Here is a 22,923-nt window from a genome sequence, read left to right as displayed (position 1 = left end):
TTGCCGACCCTTTGACGATCCGTTCCAGCGGCGTTAAGCCAGAGGTCTGTGAGCGTGTTGTGTGCAGTCTTTAGGGTCCCTGAAGATTTCTAAGGAAGGGACGCATGGACGCACTCCTAGCGGTCCGGGCTCGCGGGATCACCAAGTGTTTCGGCGATGTCGTCGCGCTCGACGATGTCGATCTCGACGTGACGCAGGGTCAGATCCATGGCCTGGTGGGACCGAACGGCGCGGGCAAGACGACTCTGCTCGGCCTTCTCCTCGGGCTGGCCGTCGCCGACAGTGGGCAACTGGAGATCCTGGGCTCGCCGGTCGGGCGGGCGCTCGCCGCCGGCGACGGCGTCGCCGGCTTCGTCGACGGCCCCGGTCTCTACCCCTCGCTCACCGCCCGGCAGAACCTCGCCGCGCTCGCGGCTCTGCGCGGACGTGACGCGCGGACGGCCGGGGTCGACGACGTGCTCGACCAGGTCGGACTCACCGACGTCGCCGACGACCGGGCCCGCGGCTTCTCCTTGGGCATGCGTCAGCGACTCGGACTCGCCGCCGCCCTGCTCACCAGGCCCCGGCTGCTCGTGCTCGACGAGCCGTCCAACGGCCTGGACCCGGCCGGCAAGAAGCACGTGCACGGTGTCCTCAACCGGCTCGCGGCGGACGGCACATGTGTCGTCCTCTCCAGCCACCGCATGGACGACCTCGAGGCGCTGTGCTCCGACGTCACCATTCTCGCCACGGGACGGGTCGTGTTCTCCGGCCCGCTGGGAAAGCTGGCGGCCGAGAACCGCGAACTCGACTACCGGTTGCTCACCTCCGACCCGCACGCCGCCCGCTTGCTGGCCGCCGAGACCGCCGGTATCCACCTCGTCGACGACGCCGGGGCACGGCGCGACGGCGAGCGCCTCGTCGTGCGCGCCCTCGTGCCCGCTCTCGACGAACTCGTGGTCCGACTCGTGCGCGCGGGCATCGCGCTGCGCGAGCTCGCCCCGGTGGTGTCGCCGCTCGAAGCCGCGTTCCTCGCCCTCACCGAGCAGCAGGAGGCCGTCCGATGACGACCGCGACCGTCGCCGTCGAACACGACGCCGGTGCCCGCCGTGTCACCGTCGCCCGCAGCTACCGCTTCGAGCTGCTCAAACTCGTGTCGCAATGGCGGATCCGCCTGCTGCTCCTGGCCTGCTGGATCGCACCGGCGCTCTTCGTCGCCGCGGTCAGCCGGCAGAGCACGCTGCCCAGCGACACCCTCTTCGGCCGCTGGATGCACGCCACCGGATGGGCCGGACCGCTGGTGGTGCTCGGCTTCGCGGGCACCTGGGCGCTCCCGCTGCTGACCTCGGTGATCGCCGGCGACGCGTTCGCCTCGGAGGACCGGCTCGGCACCTGGCGCCACCTCCTCGTCGCGGTCCGCTCACCCCGCCGGATCTTCGCGGCGAAGGCACTGTCCAGCCTCACCGTCATCCTGCTGCTCGTGGCCGGACTCGCCTGCTCCGGCGCGGTCGGAGGCGTCCTGGCGGTCGGCAACCAGCCGCTGGTCGGCCTCGACGGCCATCTGCTGGCACCGGGGGACGCCGCGGGGAAGGTGTTCCTCGCCTGGGCGTGCGTGCTGGCCCCGACCCTGGCCCTCGCGGGGATCGGACTGCTCGGGTCGGTCACGCTGGGGCGCTCCCCGATGGGGCTGTTGCTGCCCGCGCTCGTCGCGCTCGCGATGCAGCTCGCCCAGATGATGCCGCTGCCCGTCACCGTCCGCCTCGCCCTGCCCGGCTACGCCTTCATCGCCTGGAACGGCCTGTTCGCGGATCCGGCGCAGCTCGACCAGCTCCTGATCGGCATCGTCGTCGCTCTGGTGTGGGCCGTGGCCACCACCGCGCTGGCCTGGCTGCTCTTCCTGCGGCGCGACTTCACCAACCCGAGCTACGACGGCTCGGGACGCCGCGCGGTCACCGGCGGGGTCCTCCCGCTCGCCGGGCTGCTAGCCGTGACGGTCGCGGTCCTCGCCACGACGACCGGGGCCACGGGCTCCGGCATCGAGCAGGACAAGGTGCAGGCCTCGCTCGCCACGGCGTTCGCCCACCTCTATCGCGTGCAGACCGACGAGCTCAACCGTCCGGCCGTCACCGAAGACCGCCTGAAGGCCACCGCGTCCTGCGACAAGGGCAGCGTCAAGGTCAGCGCCGAAGGCCCCGGCAACGACTGGCGTTGCGTCGTCACCTGGCATCTGCCCGGCGTCGAAGCCGCGGGCACGGCCATCTACCAGCTCGATGTCGCCCCGGACGGCCGCTTCATGGCCGACGGCGACGGACCGAAGGAGGTCAACGGCTACTTCCTCGTCCGCACTCCGACCGGAGACGCACCGAACCCGCTCTGGCAGTTCGACGGCAATGTCGAACTGCTCGCCACCTCGAAGGGATGACTCCATGCAGGTAACACGCCGTCGCAGGCGTGCGGAGAAGGGCCCGTCCGGCCTTCTCGGCAGACGTCTCAGCCGCCGGATCCCCCTGCTGACGACAGGTACCACCGCTCTCGCCCTCGTCGCCACCGGCGCCGCCTTCGCGCAGACGCACCAGTTCGGCACCGACCAGGTCGGCCAGACGACCCGTCAGGGGCAGGTCGTCTCCAGCGACCAGTACATCGCCCCGTACGGCGAGCGCCTCGTCGTCGACAACGGCAAGATCATGTCGTCGTCGGTCAGCCCGGACGGCACCCACGTCGCGGCCTCGCTCACCGACGGCGGCAGCGCGCTGTCGATCGTGGACCTGAAGAGCTGGAAGGTGCAGCAGCTCGTCGGTACCGCGGCGACGTCGAACCCGCGCCTGACGAGCAACTCCGTGGGCCAGGAAGGCCCCACGTACTCGCCCGACGGCTCGCAGCTGTGGCTCGGCCAGACGGACGGCTACACCCGCTTCGCGGTGAACCCGGACGGCAGCGTCACCAGCCCGACGTCCGTTCCCATCGCGGCGGACGGAGCCAAGCACGCGCTGGTGGGCGAGCCGGTGTTCTCGCCCGACAGCTCCACCGTGTACTCCGCGGTCAACGGCCAGAACCGAGTGGTCGCCATCGACGCCGCGACCGGCGCCGTACGGCAGAGCTGGGCCGTCGGCAACGCTCCGCGCGACATGGTCCGTGTCGGTGACAAGCTGTACGTCAGCAACGAGGGCGGCCGCCCGGCGCAGCCCGGCGACACCACGATCAACTCGTACAACACCCAGGTGCCCGCCGACCCGGTGACCGCCGCGACCACCACCGGCACGGTCAGCGTCATCGACCTGGCGAAGCCCGACACCGCCGTCACGAGCATCAAGGTCGGCCTGCACCCGACCGCCCTGTACGCCAAGAACGGGGCGCTGTTCGTCACCAACACCGCCACCAACGACGTGTCGGTCGTCAACACGGCCACCGACAAGGTCGTACAGACCATCGCCACCCGGCCGTGGCCGGAGGCGTCGGTGGGCTACGAACCCGACGCGGTGACGCTCACCGACGACGGCCACCTGCTGGTGACGCTCGGCCGCGCCAACGCGGTCGCCGTCTACCGGTACAAGAGCCCGCAGGAGCCCGTCAGTTACATTGGTCTGCTCCCGACGGACTACTTCCCCGCGGAGATCGCCGCCGACGGCGACCAGGTGCTCGTCTCCAACACCCGTGGTATCGACGCCCGCCGGCCCACCACCAGCGCCGGGCACGGTACCCACGACACCACGTCGAGCCTGCAGCGGTTCACGCTGCCGGGTGACAACGTCGTCAGGGCCCAGACGGCCAAGGTCTTCCAGCAGAACGGCTGGACCCACGGCTCGGTAGAGCTGACCAAGGGCAGGAGCAAGGCGAAGCCGGTTCCGGTCCCGCAACGGCTCGGCGACCCGTCGACGATCAAGCACGTCTTCCTGCTCGTCAAGGAGAACCGGACCTACGACCAGGTCCTGGGCGACGTCCCGCAGGGCAACGGCGACCCGTCGCTGACCCAGTTCGGCGAGAACGTGACGCCGAACCAGCACGCGCTGGCCAAGCAGTTCGGGCTGTACGACAACACGTACGACATCGGCACGAACTCCGCCGAGGGCCACAACTGGCTGATGCAGGCCGACGACCCGGAGTACACCGAGTCCTCGGCCGGTGAGTACGCGCGCAGCTACGACACCGAGGACGACGCCCTGGGCCATCAGCGCACCGGCTTCATCTGGACCGGTGCGCAGGCGGCGGGGAAGTCCGTGCGCGACTTCGGTGAGTTCCAGCAGTTCCTGACCAAGCCGTCGGGCGCGAGCTGGCAGAACCTGTACTGCGACGCGAAGAACATGGACGCGACCGGGCAGGACACCGCCTACGCCCTCGACTCGTCCTCGCCGATCCCGTCGCTCAACGACGTGTCGGTGCACGGTTTCCCGAAGTTCGACACCAGCGTCCCGGACGTCTACCGGTACCAGATCTGGAAGCGTGACTTCGAGAAGAACGGCCCGGCGAACCTGAACATGTTCTGGCTCTCCAGCGACCACACCGGCGGACCGGCGAACGCCGCCGCCCAGGTCGCGGACAACGACCTCGCGACCGGGAAGATCGTCGACGAGATCTCGCACAGCAAGTACTGGAAGGACTCCGCGATCTTCGTGGTCGAGGACGACTCCCAGGCCGGCCTCGACCACGTCGACGGCCACCGTGCCCCGATCCAGATCATCAGCCCCTGGGCCCGGCACGGCACCGTCGACAGCCGCTACTACACACAGATCACGATGATCCGGACCATCGAGCAGATCCTCGGGATCCACCCGATGAACCAGAAGGACAGCGCGGCCAGCCCGATGAGCACGGTGTTCACCCGGCACCCGGACTACAGCCCCTTCACCGCGCTGCCCAACCGGACCTCGCTGACCGACGGCCTGAAGACCCCGCCGTCGTGCGGCCTGGACACCCCGGCGCCGCAGAACCCGAACGCCGCGGCCGTGCCGTCGGCGAAGGTGCCGGCCGAGAAGCAGGCGCTCGCGGACGAGTGGGACAAGTGGAAGTCCAAGCAGCGGCTGACCGGACCGCACGCCGTGCCCGACTTCGCGAACCCCGCGCAGATGAACCACTTCACCTGGTACGAGACGCACGGATGGACGAAGCCCTACCCCGGTGAGAAGAAGATCTTCGCGCCGGACGACGTGCCGGGTGCCTACATCCCGTCGTCGGAGTCCGACGGCTGACACGGGCTCTTTTCACGACAGGGCTCCTGACCGACTGAGAGGGCTCCTGACCGACGAGGCCGTCGCCGGTCAGGAGCCCTCGTGCCGGTTCCGGAGCCGCCGGTGGCAGGAGCCTCAGCGGCTCCCGCCCTGCCTGTTCGCCGCCGGCAGCCCCGGGGATCAGGCGATCGTCAGGACGATCTTGCCGGTGGTGCGACCCTGCTCGCCGATCTCGTGGGCCTTCGCGGCCTCCTCCAGCGGCAGGACCGTCTCGACCACCGGCTTCAGCGCGCCCCGCTCCACCAGGGCGGCGATCTCGCGCAGCCCCAGGTGGTCCGGCTCGACCAGGACCCATGCCGCACGCACCCCGTCCTGGGCGGCGGGCACGTCGTCCGGGCCGGGCAGCGTGATCAACCGCCCGCCGGGGCGGAGCACCTTCAGCGAACGCTCGGCCGTCTCGCCGCCGAGTCCGTCCAGGACCACGTCGACGTCGCGCACGGCGTCCTCGAACCGCACCGCGCGATAGTCGATCACCTCGTCCGCGCCCAGCCGCCGCACCAGGTCGTGCTTGCCGGCGCTGGCCGTACCGATGACGTACGCGCCGCGGGCCTTCGCGATCTGCACCGCGAAGTGTCCGACCCCGCCGGCCGCCGCGTGCACCAGCACCCGCTCACCGGGACGCACATCCGCCGCGTCCACCAGGGCCTGCCAGGCGGTCAGCGCGGCCAGCGGCAGGGCCGCCGCCTCCACGTGCGTGAGGCCCGCCGGCTTCGGGGCGAGATGCCGGGCCGGTGCCACCACGTACTCGGCGTACGCGCCCGCCTGGCGAGGGAACAACGGCATCCCGAAGACCTCGTCACCGGGACGGAAGACGCCCACACCGGGCCCGACGGCCTCGACCGTGCCGGACACGTCCCAGCCCACCGCCGGTACGGTGCCCCACTCGATCAGGGCCCCGCCGGCGCGGGTCTTCCAGTCCACCGGGTTCACTCCGGCCGCGTGGACCCGCACCAGGACCTCGTTCAGTCCCGGCTCCGGGCGCTCGAGCTCACGCTCGACCAGGTTCTCGGGTCCGCCCCACTGCTCCACGACCACCGCACGCATGCTGTCTGCCTCAATTCCCGCATCGATCGGCTCGCCGCCGGGAGGTCCCCGGCGCGACGCAGTCCACGATCCGGCAGCCCGGCCCGCCGTGGTGTTGGCCGTTTGGCCATGATGTGACAGGATCTGGCCATGAGCGTCACGCAGTGGATGACCAGGGAAAACGAGCCGGACCCGGCGGCGCAGGCCCTTCGTAGGCACCGGATCGCCGTGCTCGCCCTGCCCGGCGTCCCGCCCTTCGAGCTCGGCATCCCCTCCCGTGTCTTCGGCAGCGTGGAGGACGCCGAGGGGCGCCCGCTCTACGAGGTCACCGTCTGCACCGCCGACGGCGCCCCCGTGCTCAGCGACGCCGGCTTCTTCGTGCAGCCAGCGGCGGGCCCCGAAGCGCTGGCCGCCGCGGACACCGTGATCATCCCGCCCACACATGCGATGCCTGAACTGGGCGAAGGCGGCCCGCTGCCCCCGGAGGTCACCGCGGCCATCGCCGGCATCCGGCCCGGCACCCGGCTGGTGTCCATCTGCTCCGGGTCCTACGTGCTCGCCGCGGCCGGGCTGCTCGACGGCCGCCCGGCCACCACTCACTGGAACCTCGCCCCGGAGTTCCGCCGCGCCTACCCCAAGGTCAAGGTCGACGAGGAGGTCCTCTTCGTCGACGACGGCGACGTACTGACCTCCGCGGGCGTGGCGGCGGGCGTCGACCTGTGCCTGCACATGATCCGCCGCGACCACGGCGCGGCCGCCGCCAACCGGGCCGCCCGCATGTGTGTCGTGCCGCCCTGGCGGGACGGCGGGCAGGCGCAGTACATCGACCGCCCGGTGCCCGAACCCACGGTCGCCAGCACCACCGCCACCCGGGCCTGGGCCCTGGAACACCTCGGCGAGCCGCTGACCCTCGCGCGGCTCGCCGAGCACGCCCGGATGAGTCTGCGTTCCTTCACCCGGCGGTTCCGCGACGAGGTCGGCATGACCCCGGTGCAGTGGCTCACCGCTCAACGCCTCGAGCTGGCCAAGCAGTTGCTGGAGACCACCGACCTGTCGATCGACCTGGTCGCGCACCGGGCCGGATTCGGCTCCGCGAACTCCCTGCGCGCCCACATGCGCACGGCCTTCGGCGTCTCACCCGCCGCCTACCGCCGTACCTTCAGCCCCAATGACCTGGTGGGGACCAGTAGTTGATCCCTACCGCGTCGGACCTGGGGAGGCCATCGGGACAGTGGCGATGGCGGCGTGGCGTTCGTTTGCCGGGTGCTCAGGGCTGAACGGGCATCGTGGCGCAGTTCGACACGGCGGACTTGCCCGACAGCCGGTCCTTCAACCAGGACAGGGCGTCTCCCTGATCGGTGAGCAGCGGGACCAAGTGGTTGGTGAGCAGCCCGTCGCCGAGGTCGGGCAGAACGACAGGCTTGTACGTGACCTTGGCCCCCTTGGCGCACCAGTCGACGGCGAGTTGGCGTGCCTGTGCGTGGGGGACGATGTCGTCCTGGGTTCCGGTGGCCACGCGCACCGGGCTGGTCGGGGTGAGGGTGCCGATGCGCTGGGCGTCGATCACGGCCTGGATCCGTGGCTCGGCGCGGACGATGTCGGAGAGGGACGCACCGTTGGTGGTCCATGACTTGCTCTTGGCGAAGCCGTATCCGAAGAGGGCGTCCCCGGTGCACATCGTGGAGAGGTCCTTGAGGGCGGCCTTTCCGGCAGGGTTGAGGTAGCTGTCGGCCAGGGGCTTCAGTTCCGGGTCGGACTGGAGGAAGCCGTTGAGCGACCAGCCCAGCGCACCGGCGAGGGCGCTGCCGTCGATGCCCTTGATGACTTCGGTCAGGTCGGCGGGCGGAGCGCCCGCGTAGGTGCCGGAGAGCGTCAACTCCGGAGCGTACGACGGCTGGAGTTCGGCGGCAGCCGCGCTCGCCCCGCCGCCCTGGCTGTAGCCGTACAGGCCCACCCGGGACCGGTCGGTGATCGACGCGGTCGGCAGCGCGCGTGCGGCGCGGACGGCGTCGAGCAGGGCGTGGCCGCCGTCGAGGCGATTGACATAGGTGTGCAGGCGGTCGGTCGCGCCGAGCCCGACGTAGTCGGTGACGACCACGGCGACGCCGGACGTCAGCAGCCGGTAGACCGCCAGGTCCTCGTAACCGACCGACACCGTCTGGCTGTTGATGGTGAGGGGGTGCTCCAGTGCCATGGAGGCCGCGCACTGGTCGCCCTGCCCCATGGTGCCCGGAGCCAGCGCGACCAGCGGGCGTGGACCGCCGCCCTGCCATGCCGACGTTGGTTCCAGGTAGGCGCCGGTGACAGCGACCGGCTGCCCGTTCGAGTCCGTCGACTTGTACATGATGCGGGTCGCGGTGCCCGGGAAGACTCCGCCCGGTATCGGCAGGCTGAGGGCCAGGGGCAGTGTCTCGGTCCTGATCAGCGTTCCGTCGGCGGCCGGAAGCGTCGACGGTGCCTCGTAGAACGCGGGGATGGTCACCCCGCGGGAGACGACGGGCTCCTGGCCCGTGTCGGCGGCCGCGGACGTCGCCTGGGAGCCGAGGATGCCGAGGGCCATGACGGCAGCGGCCATCAGGCGGCCGGACCGCGGAGCGGAACTGTCCCGCGGTTCTGGGGCTGCGGCATCGTCCGGCAGGGCCATGGGCCGCTGACGCGCTGTGCCGGATCGGGGAGTTCGGTTCATGCGGCTCACTCCATGCTTCGGTGGGGAGGCGGCTCGTGACACGACGAAGTCCTCGCGGCGGCGTCGTGCAGGAGCGAGGGAGGGGAGAAGCTGGTGGGGCGTTGACAGAGGAACTCGGCGGGCTCAGGCGCCCTGGGCTGCATCGCGGGGGTCTGGGGCAGGGCTGCGCCGAGTACTCGGTCGGCGACTCGTGCGCGCGCCCGGCCCGCCCGGGCGGCGTGCAGCGAGTCGACACGGTGGCGTGCGGAGGCGGTCGACCTGACCCGACGGTAAGTCTCGTGTTGTACACGCTAGTTACCGGCGGGTACACAGGAGAGTAGAGGCGGGTGTCACTCAGTGACAAGATGTCTGCGTGCGTCATTTCGACTCTCGATATGCTGCCCGTGACGCGACGCGAGAGACGGTGGGGGATCGGTGCAGCACTCAGGGCCCGTACGCGGAGCGGCCACGGACAGTCGGGCCGCCGGCCCGTCCCTCGGCGAACGGCGCAGGGAGTCCCTGCGCCTGGAGATCGCCCGTGAGGCCGTGCGGCTGTTCGCCGCACAGGGAGTCTCCGCGACCACCGGGGAGCAGATCGCCCAGGAAGTGGGTGTCTCCGCCCGCACGCTGTGGCGCCACTTCCCGACCAAGGAGAGCTGCGTCCGCCCGCTGCTGACCGCCGGACTCGACATCGCCACCGCCCAGTTGGGCCACTGGCCGCCGGGCATGACCCTGGTGGACTTCCTCACCGCGGCCTTCCGCGGCGGGGGACTCCCGGCCGCCGACCCGGCGGTCCTCGGACTGGTCAGGATGACCCACACGGAGCCGGCACTGCGTGCCGTCTGGCTCCAGGCCCACGACGACGCACTCCCCGTCCTGCAGACACTCCTCGCCCGTCGATCCGGCGGGGACCCGGACGACCTCCGCGTCAAGGTGCACGCGGCAACCCTCAACGGTGCCCTGCGGGCGGCAGCCGAGGACTTCGCCCGCTGCTGTGCCGACGACCCCGACGTTCCGGGCGATGAACTCGCCGCACGCCTGCTCGCCGCAGTCGGCGCCGCGTCGGAGGGACTCCCGTACTGACCGGAGAGACTCCCGTACCGAGGGGCGTCTCAGTGCATCGGGGGTGGCACGGCTGCCCTCGGATGCGGATGTGTGCTCAACGATGAGGGAGAACGGTATGGAGCCATCGGAACTTCGCCGCGCAGTCGAGGCAGGACGGGCGACCGCTTCGGAGCTGGGCCTTCAGGTCGACGATGTGATCGTCATCCACAACTCGGACCGCGTCGCGCTGCGCCTGGTCCCGTGCGATGTTCTGGCTCGGGTCGCGCCTTTGGAACATCTGGCTGATTCCGAGTTCGAAGTGGAGGTTGCTCACCGCCTGACCGACGTCGACGCTCCGGTGGCCGAACTCGACCCTCGGGGAGGCCTGCGAGTCCACGTGCGTGACGCCTTCGCCATCTCGCTCTGGACCTACTACGAACCTGTGCGTTCAGAGATCGTGCCGGCCGACTACGCGGACGTGTTCATGCGGCACCACGCGGCCCTGCGCCGGATCGAGCTGGACGCACCGCACTTCACCGACCGAGTCGCCGTGGCACTGTGCGTGGTGAACGACCGGGAACAGTCACCCGAGCTGCCCGACTCCGACCGCGAACTCCTCAGCAACACACTCGGTGGACTGAGCGCCGCGATCCGTGTCGACAAAGCCGACGACCAACTGCTGCATGGCGAGCCGCATCCGGGCAACCTCCTGAACACAAGGAGAGGGCTGCTTTTCGTGGACCTCGCCACCTGCTGCCGTGGGCCGATCGAGTTCGACCTCGCACACGCGCCCGAAGAAGTGGGAAAGCACTATGCGGGGGCTGACCACGACCTGATTCACCGGTGCCGCGCCCTGAACTGGGCGATGTTCTCGGCCTGGCGCTGGCGCCGAGACGACCAGATGCCGGACCGGAACCACCGGAGAGCGGAGGGGCTCGACCGGGTTCGTACGGCACTCGATCGCTGCGGACTGGGCTGAACTCGGGACAGAGGGGGCTCCCCGGTGCAGGAGCGGTCCAGCACCTCGTACGGCGCGCAGGACCCGGCGAGGCCGAGCAGGTGATGAAGCGGAGGCAGGCGTGCCACCGGCCGTCGATTGGCTCTCGCGCCGGAACGACGCACCGGCGGAGACTGGACAGCCGATGCCGTCCTCGGAGGAGTTCTCATGCAGGTAGCCGTAGTCACCTTCGACGGGTTCAACGAGCTCGACAGCTTCATCGCCTCCGCCCTGATCAACCGGTGTCGTGGGGACGGACTGGAAGCCTTCATCACGACACCGACACCCGTGATCACCTCCATGAACGGTGTCGAAGTGTCGGGACAGCGCCCGATGGAGTTCGTGGCCGAGGCCGACGCGGTGCTGATCGGCAGCGGCGTCAAGACACGTGACGTGGTCGCCGACGACCGGCTGATCTCCACACTCCGGCTCGATCCCTCGCGCCAGCTGATCGGCGCCCAGTGCTCCGGCGCCCTGGTGCTCGCCCGGCTCGGGCTGCTCGACGGCATGCCGGCATGCACCGACATGAAGAGCCGGCCCTTCGTCGAAGCCTGCGACATCACCGTGCTCGACACGCCCTTCCACGCGGAGGGGAACATCGCCACGGCAGGCGGCTGCCTGGCGTCGCAGTACCTCGCCACATGGGTCATGACCCGACTGGTCGGAGAGGACTCCGCACGCGGCGTCCTCGACTACGTGGCCCCGGTCGGAGAGAACGAGGAAACCGTCGAGCGCGCCCTGCGTGCCGTCCGCTCGGGCCAGGCCGCCCTCCACTGACGTCCGGAGCATCGAGGCCGCCGGGCACGGTGTTGCAAATGCAACATCTCCACCTTTTCGTCAACCCCGATCCACCCCCATGACCCCGGGCTGTCGCCCTTCAGGACCGGCACCGGCACGGCCGGGCAGGGTGCGTCCGCCGTCGCGCGAGTCGCCCCGGCCCGCGGTTACGGGGTGCAATGGAGGACCGGCTGCCGCCGGGCATAACCCGGGGCCCGCCTCGGTTGTGACTGTTGCAGCAGACGGCGATCATGGAACGGCACCGCCCGGAGGGATCGGAACGTATGAGCGACACGACGGACACCCCGTACGACGCCAAGGCCGCGGTCGGCCGGTACGGCCTCTGGAGCGTCGGCCTCCGCTCGGAGGATCCGGCCCGGCGCGCCGACATCGCCGAGGCGGCCGCCGAGATCGAGCAACTCGGTTACGGAGCGGTCTGGTTGGGTGGCAGCAGCCACGCCAGACACGCCCTGCCCCTGCTCGAAGCGACGTCGCGCCTGACCGTCGGCACCAGCATCCAGAGCATCTGGCAGTACGACACCGACGAGAGCGCCGCCGGTTTCGACGAGGTCGAGTCGGCACACCCCGGCCGCTTCCTGCTGGGCCTCGGGGTGAGCCACGCCAAGCTCGCGGACCAGTACCGCCGCCCGTACTCGTCGCTCGTCGACTATCTGGACGCGCTGGACGCCCTCGGGGTGCCCGAAGACCGGCGGGTCCTGGCCGCGCTCGGGCCGAAGACGCTCACCCTCTCCGCCGACCGGGCGGCGGGCGCGATCCCTTACCTGGTCACGCCCGAGCACACCGCCCAGGCGCGCGAGATCCTGGGCGAAGCCCCGCTGCTCGCACCGGAGTTCGCGGTGGTGCCGGAGACCGACCCGACCCGCGCCCGCACCCTGGCCCGCGCGCATCTCGCCCTGTACCTCACCCTGCCCAACTACACGAACAGCTTCCTGCGCCTCGGCTTCACCGAGGAGGACCTGGCCTCCGACGGCAGCGACCGCCTCGTGGACGCCCTGTACGCGTGGGGCGACGAGGCCCGGATCCGCGACCGGGTCAACGCCTTCCTGGAGGCGGGCGCCGACCATGTCGCGCTCCAGATGGTGGACGGAAGTCCTGGGGACGGCCTCCCCCGCGAGGCATGGCGCAGGCTCGCGGCCACCTTGGAATTGGGCTAGTTCCGAGCCGCACAGCGAAAAGAGGTGCGCGATGGTGCCGGAAGCACACAGGGCGGTGGAAGGCGGCACCGCACTCGGAAAGATCGTCGTCGACATCCTGGGCTGACGGCTGAGGGCTGGCGGCTGAGGGCTGAGGGCTGAGGGCTGAGGGCTGTGCGGCGGCGCACAAGTGCGGCGGGGGACAGGACGCGGCCGGCTGAGGCGCGTGTGGATAATGCCTTGTGTGACTTCAGACTTGGTCCGCCCGCGATGGCGGCCGGCGCTGCGAGGCTTCCTGCTCTTCCTCGTGGGCGGCGGCGTCGGCTCGTTCGTCTACGAAAAGCTGAGGCATCACTCCGTGGACGCGTCGGTCTGGGGCGGGTTGCTGTTCGGGGCGATGGTGTGCGCGACGCTCACCGCGCTGTTCCCGGGACGACGGCGCCGCTGAGCCGCTCTCGTGCGAGCGTGCGCGTCGGGCTCTGATCGGGCAGTCGGCGTCAGCCTCGGCGGACGCCCTTCTCACCGCGGATGCGGGCGAGTTCGCCGCTCGGCTGCGAGCCGTCGCGGCGGCGGGCCGCTGGGGCTGCGGTGACACAGGTGGGGGTGCGGCGCATTCTCATGACTGCCGACCGGACGTCATCGCCCGTCGAACCGCTGCGGTCGCCCACCACCAGCGAACCTGTGCCGTCCCGGCACCCTGGTGCCGGGACGGCAGAGCTCGACGCGGTGTAAGCCCAAGTCATCAGACGAACAGAATCACGCAAGAATTTGCGTTCCTTGCGTCCACTTGCGCCTGGTGCAACAAAGCTCAGATCCGCACCCGCACGGAGCCGTGCGCCAGGAACCGTGGGCCCGTGCGGAGCTGCCGCCTGGAATGCGCGGGAGGTGCTCCACGCGCAGAAAGCCTGAATCGGTACGGGACTTGATGTGACCGTGGCGGCCCGGCCGCATCTCTCCCCGGCGCCTGTTCATCGGCCTGCGCAGTGGCGAGGGTGTCGCGGACGCGTGCCCTCCGCCGTTGAGGCGCGGGTGCGGCCGGTGAAACTTGTGTCGCTCGAGCCGTAGACGGACTCGCATGTCTCTGCAATATTGCGATGAAACAATGCAAGAAGCTGCGCACGGTCTTCTGGTGAAGACCGTGTCGCTCCGTACGGCCGGCTCCTGCCGTCCTGTCGTACCGCGCCACCGCTCCGCCCAGGAACGAGCCGCCCTCGCCGCCCCCTCGGCGCGCGAACCTCCTCAGGGAGTAACCCCACATGAATCGACACAAGCCGAGATCCTGGAGACCACGCGCGGCAACCGCCGCGCTCGCCTCCGCCGTCATGGTTCTGGGCCTGCCCGCCGTCGGCGCGCGCGCGGCCGGCGGTCCCGACGCCGCCGCGACTGCCGCCACCAAGGCCGGCAGCGCCCTCGGCGCCCACACCGCCGCCCACATCACCGACGGCGACGCCGACACCTACTGGCAGGCCGGAAAGAAGTCGGCCCAGTGGGTGCAGACCGACCTCGGACGGACCAAGCGCGTCCGCCAGGTCGTGCTGCGTCTGCCCGAACAATGGAAGTCACGCAAGCAGACGCTGGCGCTCCAGGGCAGCGCTGACGGAAAGAGCTTCGCCACGCTCAAGTCGTCGGCGCAGTACGTCTTCAGCCCCGGCAACGGCAATACGGTGAAGGTGTCCTTCCCCGCGACCCTCGCCCGGTACGTGCGGGCCGACTTCAGCAACAACTCGGTCGCCTCCACTGCCCAGCTCGCCGAGATGCAGGTCCTCACATCCGCCGCCTCGACCCCCAACCTCGCCCTGGGCAAGCCTTTCAGCGAGAGCGGCCACGCCGATGTCTACGGCGCGGCCAACGCCGGTGACGGCAACCGGGCCACCTACTGGGAGAGCAAGAACAACGCCTTCCCGCAGTGGCTCCAGGTCGACCTCGGATCCTCGGTCAAGGTCAACGAGGTGGCGCTGCGACTGCCCGGCGGATGGCCGAGCCGCAGTCAGACCCTCAAGATCCAGGGCTCCACCGACAACCAGAACTTCACTGACCTGACGGCCTCGAAGGCGTACGCCTTCGACAGCGGCAACGACCAGTCGGCGACCATCAGCTTCGACACCACCACGACCCGGTACGTGCGCGCGTACTTCACCGCCAACACCGGCTGGCCCGCAGGGCAGTTGTCCGAGCTCGAGGTCTACGGACCGGCGACCGGCGACACCCAGGCGCCCACCGCGCCGTCGAACCTGAGCTACACCGAACCGGCCACCGGGCAGATCAAGCTCGCCTGGAGCGCCGCCACCGACGACACGGGCGTCACCGGCTACGACATCTACGCCAACGGCCAGCTGCGGGCGAGCGTCGCAGGCAACGTCCTGACATACACCGACACCCAGCCCGCCGGCAGCGACATCACGTACTACGTCCGGGCCAAGGACGCCGCGGGCAACGTCTCGTCCAACAGCAACAGCGTCACGCGCAAGGGATCGGGCGGCGACACCCAGGCGCCCACGGCGCCCGGCAACCTCGCCTACACGCAGTCCGGCAGCGACGTGAAGCTGACCTGGCAGGCGTCGAGCGACAACGTCAAGGTCACCGGCTACGACGTCTACGCCGACGACCAGCTCGTCAAGTCCGTGGCGGGCGACGTCACGACGTACACCGACACACCGTCGGCGACGGCCACCATCACCTACTACGTGAAGGCGAAGGACGCCGCCGGGAACGTGTCGGCGGCGAGCAACAGCGTCACCCGGACCGGCTCGACCGGTTCCGGCTCCAACCTCGCCGAGGGCAAGCCCATCGAGGCGTCCTCGTACACCTTCACGTACGTTGCCACCAACGCCAACGACGGCCAGACCAGCACCTACTGGGAGAGTGCGGGCGGCGCCTACCCGGCCACCCTCACCACCAAGCTGGGGGCCAACGCCGACCTCAGCCAGGTCGTCGTCAAGCTCAACCCGGACGCCGCCTGGTCGACACGCACACAGAACATCCAGGTGCTCGGCCGCGACCAGGACGCGACAGCCTTCACCAGCCTCGTCGCGGCGAAGGACTGCACGTTCAACCCGGCCGGCGGCAACACCGTGACCATCCCGGTCTCCGGCTCCGCCGCCGACATCCAGCTCAAGTTCACCGCCAACTCGGGCGCTCCCGGCGCGCAGGTCGCCGAGTTCCAGGTGATCGGCACCCCGGCCGCCAACCCGGACCTCAAGGTCACCGGCATCACGAACACGCCCGCGGCCCCCGTCGAGTCGGACGCCATCAGCCTCACGGCGACCGTCACCAACAGCGGCAGCAAGGCGGCCAAGGCCACCGACCTCAACTTCACACTCGGCGGCACCAAGGCCGCCACGGCCGACGTCCCGGCCCTCGCCGCCGGCGAGTCGAAGACCGTCACCGCGAGCATCGGCACCCGGGACGCGGGCAGCTACCCGGTCGGCGCCGAGGTGGACCCGTCGAACAAGGTCATCGAGCAGAACGAGGCGAACAACACCTTCAGCCGCTCCGACGCCCTCGTCGTCAAGCCGGTCTCCAGCTCCGACCTGCTCGCCGCACCGGTGTCCTGGACGCCCTCCAGCGCCTCGTCCGGTGACGAGGTGAAGTTCACCGTCGCGATCAAGAACCAGGGTTCGGTTGCCTCTGCCGCCGGCGCCCACGACGTCACGCTGACGATTCAGGACTCCAAGGGCGCCACCGTCAAGACGCTCAGCGGCACCTACAACGGCGCCGTCGCGGCGGGCCAGACGACCGCACCGGTCAGCCTCGGATCGTGGACGGCCGCCAACGGCAAGTACACCGTGAAGACGGTCATCGCCGACGACGCCAACGAACTGCCGGTCAAGCGGGCCAACAACACCACCACGCAGCCCCTGTTCGTCGGCCGCGGCGCGGACATGCCGTACGACATGTACGAGGCCGAGGACGGCACGGTCGGAGGCGGCGCCAAGGTCGTCGGCCCGAACCGGACCATCGGCGACATCGCGGGCGAGGCGAGCGGCCGCAAGGCGGTGACCCTCACCGGGAACGGCCAGTACGTCGAGTGGACCACCCGGGCTGCGGCCAACACCCTCGTCACCCGCTTCTCGATCCCGGACGGCACGAACACGACGCTCGACGTCTACGTCGACGGCCAGTTCCTCAAGGCGATCGACCTCACCTCGAAGTACGCCTGGCTCTACGGCAACGAGACCTCGCCCGGCAACTCGCCCGGCTCCGGGGCGCCCCGCCACATCTACGACGAGGCGAACCTGCTGCTCGGCAGGACCGTCCCGGCCGGTTCCAAGATCCGGCTCCAGAAGGACGCGGCCAACACCTCCACCTACGCGATCGACTTCATCAACACCGAACAGGCGACGGCGAACCCCAACCCGGACCCGGCCGCCTACGCCGTACCGACCGGATTCACCCACCAGGACGTGCAGAACGCGCTCGACAAGGTCCGTATGGACACGACGGGCAAGCTCGTCGGCGTCTACCTGCCCGCCGGTGACTACGAGACCTCCAGCAAGTTCCAGGTCTACGGCAAGGCCGTCAAGGTCGTCGGCGCCGGGCCGTGGTTCACCCGCTTCCACGCCCCCGCCTCGCAGGAGAACACCGACGTCGGCTTCCGCGCCGAGGCCAGCGCCAAGGGCTCGACGTTCGCCGGCTTCGCCTACTTCGGCAACTACACGTCACGGATCGACGGCCCGGGCAAGGTGTTCGACTTCTCCAACGTCTCCGACATCACCATCGACGACATCTGGGTCGAGCACATGGTGTGCCTCTACTGGGGCGCCAACACCGACAACATGACCATCAAGAACTCCCGCATCCGTGACATGTTCGCCGACGGCATCAACATGACGAACGGCTCCACGGACAACCATGTGGTCAACAACGACGCCCGGGCCACGGGCGACGACAGCTTCGCCCTCTTCTCGGCGATCGACGCGGGCGGCGCCGACGAGAAGAACAACCTCTACGAGAACCTGACGTCGACACTCACCTGGCGGGCGGCCGGCATCGCCGTCTACGGCGGCTACAACAACACCTTCCGCAACATCCGCGTCGCCGATACCCTGGTGTACTCCGGCATCACGATCTCCTCGCTGGACTTCGGCTACCCGATGAACGGCTTCGGGACCGAACCCACGACGATCGAGAACGTCTCCCTGGAGAGAACGGGCGGCCACTTCTGGGGCTCCCAGGTCTTCCCCGCCATCTGGGCGTTCTCCGCCTCGAAGGTCTTCCAGGGCATCCGGGTCAACGACGTCGACATCGACGACTCCACCTACGGAGGCGTGATGTTCCAGACCAACTACGTCGGCGGCCAGCCGCAGTTCCCGGTCAAGGACACCGTCTTCACCGACATCTCCATCACCAACTCCAAGAAGAGCGGAGACGCGTTCGACGCCAAGTCCGGATTCGGCATCTGGGCCAACGAGCTCCCGGAACCCGGCCAGGGCCCCGCGGTCGGCGAAGCCACCTTCCGTAACCTGCGGATGAGCGGCAACGCCCAGGACGTCCGCAACACGACCAGCACATTCAAGATCAACATCGAGTAGGTCCAGAACGGAACCGAACGGTACGGGGTCGCCTTCGAGGAGGGCGGCCCCGTCATCGCTCCCGTCAGCCTCTGAGCACTTGTACCGCTGCCTGTCCGGCTTTGATGTCGAAGGACAGCAGTTCCAGGGCTTCGGCCACGCCGCGCGCGAGGGCCGTACTGACCCCGTTGTGCTCTTCTGTCTGCCAGTCACCGTTGGTGCGTTCCTGGCCGAAGTAGCGGCACAGGATGGAAGCCAGATCGAGATAGACCGCTGTCGCCTGGCTCAGGTGATGGTCGGTGAAGGCTGCCAACTCCGCCGCTGATTTCTCGAGCGACTCCGCGAGCTCGGCGGTGGCGCCACTGTTGGCGCGGATCTCTTTGAGGGCGGCGAGGGCAGATCCCACCAGGTCGGCGGCATCGGCCTTGGCGTGGGAGACAAGTGCTTCGCATATCAGGGTGCTGTGGCGTGTGAGCACGCTGCGGACCGCGACGGCGACGGAGACGGGAACGTCGCCCGCGGACCGCCTGCAGTCGACACAGTGACGAGCGGCGCGGATCAGGTCCCGCGGTACACCCCCGCTCAGTGCGTGGCAGAAGAGGATGAGTGGGTCGGGGAAGTCGAAGACGCGCCGGTTGAGCAGCTGCTGTGATTCGTCCGTCGACAGCCGCTCGACCGGAACGATGGAATCGAACGAAGAGTCAAATGCGTCGCGCAGCGGGATTCCCCGGAGGGAGAAGCTGTGCAGGGCGTCCTCGCTCACGGAGACGATGACATGGACACCGGGCACGTGGAGGATGTCTTTGATGCTGTTGACGAACTTGAGGGCGTCCTTGACCTTGTCGACCTTGTCCAGTTCGTCAAGGGCAATGACGATGCATCGGTCCGTTTCCTGCACGGTGAGGGCCGCGAACTCCTTGAACTTCGTCACCAGTTCAGGATGTGTCAGCTCACGCTCGGTCTGCTCGAACTGGTCCTGGTCCTCCGCTGAGACAGGCTTCAGCAAGAAGGTGTTCTTGGAGGTGCGCTTTTGCATGTGAGAGAAGTCCAGGCCCCGTTCGGCTTCCTGCGCGGCGAGCAGGAGTGCCGGCGCCCGCAGCTGGGCACTGCGCGACATGCGTGCGGGGGAGGAGACGAGTGTCGCCAGCGCGCCGCCCACTCCCAGCAGCATCAGGACGAGACCCGGGATGTCCTGCGCCGCCACCACCGTGGTGCCGTACCGGCTCAAGGTGAAGAGGATGATGCCGATGAGGAAGAGGATCGAGCAGGTGAAGTACCGTGCCTGGTTGATCCGTTGTCGCTCGGACCGTTGGCGCACCCGCTCGTCGCCGTAGTCCTTGTGCAGCGCCCGCACGGTCCGGGTGAGTTCTCGGAAGACGACGCGAATGAAGTCCTCCGCCGCGTACCTGACCGGGATGGACAAGTAGACGTTGAGCGAAGCCGCTTCGTCGGCCAGCCGGTGCTGGACGTCGCGCATCAGCGTGGTCTTGCCGACACCTCGGGGTCCGCTGATGCCGATCGCTGACGTCTTGTGCTCCCGGATGAAGCTCAACAGGCTGTCGGCCGAAGCCGATGGGACCACGTCGCCGGAATCGATCTCCACCAGGATTGGGGCATCTGTGCTGGTCAGCATGGCGATGTCGTTCTTGGCGCGCTCCTTGTTCTCGTTCACGACGCTGGTGGCGAGTGCCTGCACTTCTACGACCAGGGCGGCCAGAAGGAACGCCCTTGCGGAACGGTAGTGACCTACCGCTGCTTCGCGGTCCTGGAGCCAGGGACGGAGCTGGCGTGGGACCAACGGGCCCACGACGACTGCCACGAGGGCACAGAGGACGATCATTGCCACCCAGGCGGGGCGATACCCGGTCGCCCCTCCGGTTGCGACGTCGATGGTGCCACCGACAGCTCCGACAGCACCGGCCGCGGCGAAAAGGGCCAGCCCGAGGAAACGCTGGATGACGACTGAGGGGGGACGTCTCCATCCCAGCCGGCGGTGTGCATCGACAAGTCCCGAGTACGCGGCCAGACCTGTCAGGTTGAGACGCGCCTCTACTGCTTCTTTGACCGTGTCGTCGACGGGCAGAGTGCGCTGCTTGACGAATTCGCCCCATGCCTCGGTGAAGAGCTGCTGCCCCTCGTCCGTGAGGGAGATGCGAGGGAGTCGTCGCCATGGCATCGGCGTCTCCTAATGCTGAGTATCAGTGGCGAGGTGCGTACGACTTGACGTGGCGATGCCGCTGTCGATGGCGAGACTCGGTGCCCTAACCCATCGGCTGTCAGTAGAGCCTAGGGTGCAGAACGGTCGGAACGGCCGCTCTTCCCACCAACTCCTCTGCAGGATCCTCTCCTTGAGGCACGTCCGCACTGGGTTCTGAAACAAGTCGGTGAGGACGACGGCGATTCCTGGAGAACCCCCATGAAGGCCGGTACGTGGGCGCAGGCTAGGTTGGCGAAGACGGCCCCGTCGAAGAGGCAGGAAGGAAAGCATGGACGAGGAAGCCGAGCGCTACCGGGTCGAGTTCGCCAGCGGTACCGCAGCCTCGGTGGCGAAGCGGCGCTCCTTCCGCGACCACGAGCGGAACGACATCGAGCCCGAGCTGCCTGGTTGGCCACCTCGGCAGCGCTTCGCGGTGCGGGGGTTCTTCGGCCGGCTCGGCTTGCACGCTCGTACCGCCCTCGGCGGGCTGCTGATGTTGCCGCTGTACGTCATTGCCGGCGCCCTGGGCAGTCCCTCGTCGCCGGACAAGCGGGGCAAGCTGGAGGAGCGGGAGAACGAAGTGGACGACTTCCCCGTCATGTGGGCGGGTGACGGAGAGACGGCCCGTACGCTTCCCTGGCAGCTCGACCCCTCGCGGCGCTCCTGGCGAACGGTGACTGAGATCGAACTCGGCGGGCCTGACGGCCTCGTGCGTATGACGTCCCATGAGGACACGGCGCGGGGCAACTGGTTCGTATCCTGGGGCGGTGGCGGGAAGGTGCCGGGATCCGAGACCGTTCTGTGGGAACTGCCTCGCAATGAGATCATCGGCGCGGAGATCAAGTCCTTCAGCATGGCCGAAGCCGACTTCAGGATCTCGTTCCGAGACGGTTCCTGGACGCGGCTGACGGCGACTTCGCCGGACGGAGCGCGCAGGATCGTGGCTCTACTCGGCTAGTGTCTACCCGCGGACCGTGTGCCGTACGTCGACCGCTGGGTGACGCTTTGACCGGCTGCTCCGCAGCCTCGTCATGCGCCTTCGCGGCGAGCGCCATCGGCTACTGCGAGCCTTCACCGACTGCAGGGGGACGAGCTCGCCGGCCGACGGAGGCCCTACGACGTCCCCGGCCGGACCTGTGACGGAATCTCCACGTCCCGCGCCTTGTCTCCCGCCGGGAGCTGATCGGCGTAGCCGGCCTCGGTCCACACCAGCTTCTTGAACTGCTCCGGGGTGAGTGTTCCCTGCCAAGGGACGCCACCCGGGCAGAACACGGAGGTGCAGCCGTAGCAGTAGTGCGCCGGCTGCCACACGAGCTCCGCACGCGGGGACCCGGCCTCCGCGGCCGCCTTCTCTCGCCCATCACCCCGCACGACGACGAAAGTCCCGATGAAACACAGCAGGGCGAGCGCCACACCGCCGATCACATACAGCGGCTTGTTCTGCTGAACCCCGGTGTAGGCGACGGCGATTCCGATGCCGGTCATCACCATGCCCTCCACGAAGTGCATGCATCCGTCGCCGGTCTTGTCCGGTCCCGGTGCCAGACGTCCGTACAGGTCGTCACGCATCGCACCCTTGCCACCGCGGGCCTGCTCGACCGTCCGCACTTCGGTACCGCCGCACCCCGGACACCTGACCTCAACCGGCTCTCCGGTCCCCTCGTACCCCATGGCGATCAGCGTATCGACCCCCGAAACGCGAGCGGCAACCGGTCGCCGTTCGTTCTGGGGCCCAGTGCGCGTGCGCGCGGTTGGGAACAGGAGGGCCTGTCAGCGCCCGGATGCCGCAATGAAGGCAGCGACGGCCAGCAGCAGTAGCCCGAGGATCAGGAGGTCGACGGCGAGCCGCAGTTGTCGGAACTTGCGGTGGACTATCCGAGAGAGAAAGACAACACGCTCTGGTTTGCGGTCCGCCCCCACGTGGATCAACAGCGCGTCACGGTCCAGACTCGACCACAACTCCCAGCCTTCTCCGGCACGTCCGCCCAAGGCCGGCCTGATCGAGATGAGCAGGATCAGTATCGATGCGGCCAGAGCAGCCAGCCCGAGTGCCCCAGGCAGGCGCGCGTACCGGCCGAGGTCTGCGTTATGAGCGATTGTCGCGACCAGCGCCAAGATGCCTCCGGCGACTGCTATGAGCAGACTTGCCTTCGTGTCGTGCCGCACGAGTTCCCTGCCCAGCATGCTGTCGGCCATGCTGAGATTTTGCTCAGTGTGGTCAGGTGGCTGCTGCGACATGTGGCCCCTCCATGGCTGCGTGCAGTCGAGGTGCTCTCTACGACGCCTGCACTTTCAGTGCGGTTCTCCCAACTTGCTTGTTGAGCAAGTGAGTTACGCATGGTGAGGCTCATCGGT

The 22,923-nt window shown here is 68.9% G+C and carries 16 protein-coding genes; 11 read left to right on the top strand and 5 right to left on the bottom strand.

Annotated features, from left to right (window positions below; translation table 11 throughout):
- Positions 1–104 precede the first annotated feature (104 nt).
- From ACSYGO_RS01955 to ACSYGO_RS01945, 3 genes are read left to right on the top strand one after another with little or no spacing between them, the layout of a single operon-like run.
- Positions 105–1,046: an ABC transporter ATP-binding protein gene (locus ACSYGO_RS01955; RefSeq protein ID WP_426681297.1), complete on the top strand. Its 942-nt coding sequence runs from the start codon at positions 105–107 to the stop codon at positions 1,044–1,046.
- Positions 1,043–2,401: an ABC transporter permease gene (locus ACSYGO_RS01950; protein ID WP_460385569.1), complete on the top strand. Its 1,359-nt coding sequence runs from the start codon at positions 1,043–1,045 to the stop codon at positions 2,399–2,401. Before ACSYGO_RS01955 ends, ACSYGO_RS01950 begins: the two co-directional genes overlap by 4 nt.
- A 4-nt stretch (positions 2,402–2,405) precedes the next feature.
- Positions 2,406–5,162 carry a bifunctional YncE family protein/alkaline phosphatase family protein gene (locus ACSYGO_RS01945; protein WP_460385568.1) on the top strand — a complete coding sequence of 919 codons (2,757 nt, stop codon included), beginning with the start codon at positions 2,406–2,408 and terminating at the stop codon, positions 5,160–5,162.
- Between the two features lie 159 nt (positions 5,163–5,321).
- Here the strand turns inward: ACSYGO_RS01945 and ACSYGO_RS01940 are convergent, their stop codons facing one another.
- The gene (locus ACSYGO_RS01940) at positions 5,322–6,245 is read right to left on the bottom strand and encodes an NADP-dependent oxidoreductase (RefSeq protein ID WP_426681294.1); all 924 of its coding nucleotides are present in this window, start codon (positions 6,243–6,245) and stop codon (positions 5,322–5,324) included.
- A gap of 147 nt (positions 6,246–6,392) precedes the next feature.
- On the opposite strand from ACSYGO_RS01940, the gene ACSYGO_RS01935 reads away from it, so the two are divergent.
- Positions 6,393–7,418 (top strand): GlxA family transcriptional regulator, encoded by a 1,026-nt coding sequence (locus tag ACSYGO_RS01935; RefSeq protein WP_426681394.1) that lies wholly within the window; start codon positions 6,393–6,395, stop codon positions 7,416–7,418.
- A gap of 73 nt (positions 7,419–7,491) precedes the next feature.
- Here the strand turns inward: ACSYGO_RS01935 and ACSYGO_RS01930 are convergent, their stop codons facing one another.
- Positions 7,492–8,799, bottom strand: a complete 1,308-nt coding sequence (locus ACSYGO_RS01930) for an alpha/beta fold hydrolase (RefSeq protein WP_460385566.1) — start codon at positions 8,797–8,799, stop codon at positions 7,492–7,494.
- A 525-nt stretch (positions 8,800–9,324) separates the two neighbouring features.
- Between ACSYGO_RS01930 and ACSYGO_RS01925 the strand changes: the two genes are divergently transcribed.
- From ACSYGO_RS01925 to ACSYGO_RS01900, 6 genes are all read left to right on the top strand, one after another.
- Positions 9,325–9,972: a TetR/AcrR family transcriptional regulator gene (locus tag ACSYGO_RS01925; RefSeq protein ID WP_460385565.1), complete on the top strand. Its 648-nt coding sequence runs from the start codon at positions 9,325–9,327 to the stop codon at positions 9,970–9,972.
- A gap of 97 nt (positions 9,973–10,069) precedes the next feature.
- The gene (locus tag ACSYGO_RS01920; RefSeq protein WP_460385564.1) at positions 10,070–10,912 is read left to right on the top strand and encodes a phosphotransferase family protein; all 843 of its coding nucleotides are present in this window, start codon (positions 10,070–10,072) and stop codon (positions 10,910–10,912) included.
- Positions 10,913–11,098: 186 nt separating this feature from the next.
- The gene (locus ACSYGO_RS01915; protein ID WP_426681291.1) at positions 11,099–11,707 is read left to right on the top strand and encodes a DJ-1/PfpI family protein; all 609 of its coding nucleotides are present in this window, start codon (positions 11,099–11,101) and stop codon (positions 11,705–11,707) included.
- 284 nt (positions 11,708–11,991) lie between these two features.
- Positions 11,992–12,882, top strand: coding sequence for an LLM class F420-dependent oxidoreductase (locus tag ACSYGO_RS01910; RefSeq protein ID WP_460385563.1), 891 nt, complete (start codon positions 11,992–11,994; stop codon positions 12,880–12,882).
- A gap of 223 nt (positions 12,883–13,105) precedes the next feature.
- A complete protein-coding gene (locus tag ACSYGO_RS01905; protein WP_426681289.1) occupies positions 13,106–13,309 on the top strand; it encodes a hypothetical protein in 204 nt (67 codons plus the stop codon).
- A gap of 808 nt (positions 13,310–14,117) precedes the next feature.
- Positions 14,118–18,392, top strand: coding sequence for a discoidin domain-containing protein (locus ACSYGO_RS01900; RefSeq protein ID WP_460385562.1), 4,275 nt, complete (start codon positions 14,118–14,120; stop codon positions 18,390–18,392).
- A 64-nt stretch (positions 18,393–18,456) separates the two neighbouring features.
- Here ACSYGO_RS01900 and ACSYGO_RS01895 read toward each other — a convergent pair whose 3' ends face one another.
- Positions 18,457–20,547 (bottom strand): P-loop NTPase fold protein, encoded by a 2,091-nt coding sequence (locus ACSYGO_RS01895; RefSeq protein ID WP_460385561.1) that lies wholly within the window; start codon positions 20,545–20,547, stop codon positions 18,457–18,459.
- Positions 20,548–20,857: 310 nt separating this feature from the next.
- On the opposite strand from ACSYGO_RS01895, the gene ACSYGO_RS01890 reads away from it, so the two are divergent.
- The gene (locus tag ACSYGO_RS01890) at positions 20,858–21,526 is read left to right on the top strand and encodes a hypothetical protein (protein WP_460385560.1); all 669 of its coding nucleotides are present in this window, start codon (positions 20,858–20,860) and stop codon (positions 21,524–21,526) included.
- A gap of 155 nt (positions 21,527–21,681) precedes the next feature.
- On the opposite strand, the gene ACSYGO_RS01885 is transcribed toward ACSYGO_RS01890, so the two are convergent.
- Together ACSYGO_RS01885 and ACSYGO_RS01880 are read right to left on the bottom strand one after the other, a co-directional pair.
- Positions 21,682–22,137, bottom strand: coding sequence for a hypothetical protein (locus ACSYGO_RS01885; RefSeq protein WP_432173548.1), 456 nt, complete (start codon positions 22,135–22,137; stop codon positions 21,682–21,684).
- A gap of 201 nt (positions 22,138–22,338) precedes the next feature.
- Positions 22,339–22,764, bottom strand: a complete 426-nt coding sequence (locus ACSYGO_RS01880) for a Pycsar system effector family protein (protein WP_460385559.1) — start codon at positions 22,762–22,764, stop codon at positions 22,339–22,341.
- Between the last annotated feature and the right edge of the window lie 159 nt (positions 22,765–22,923).

It is taken from the genome of Streptomyces krungchingensis, from assembly GCF_054729265.1.
Note: the sequence above shows the minus strand (reverse complement) of the source record. Positions and strands in the feature narration are given on the sequence as shown.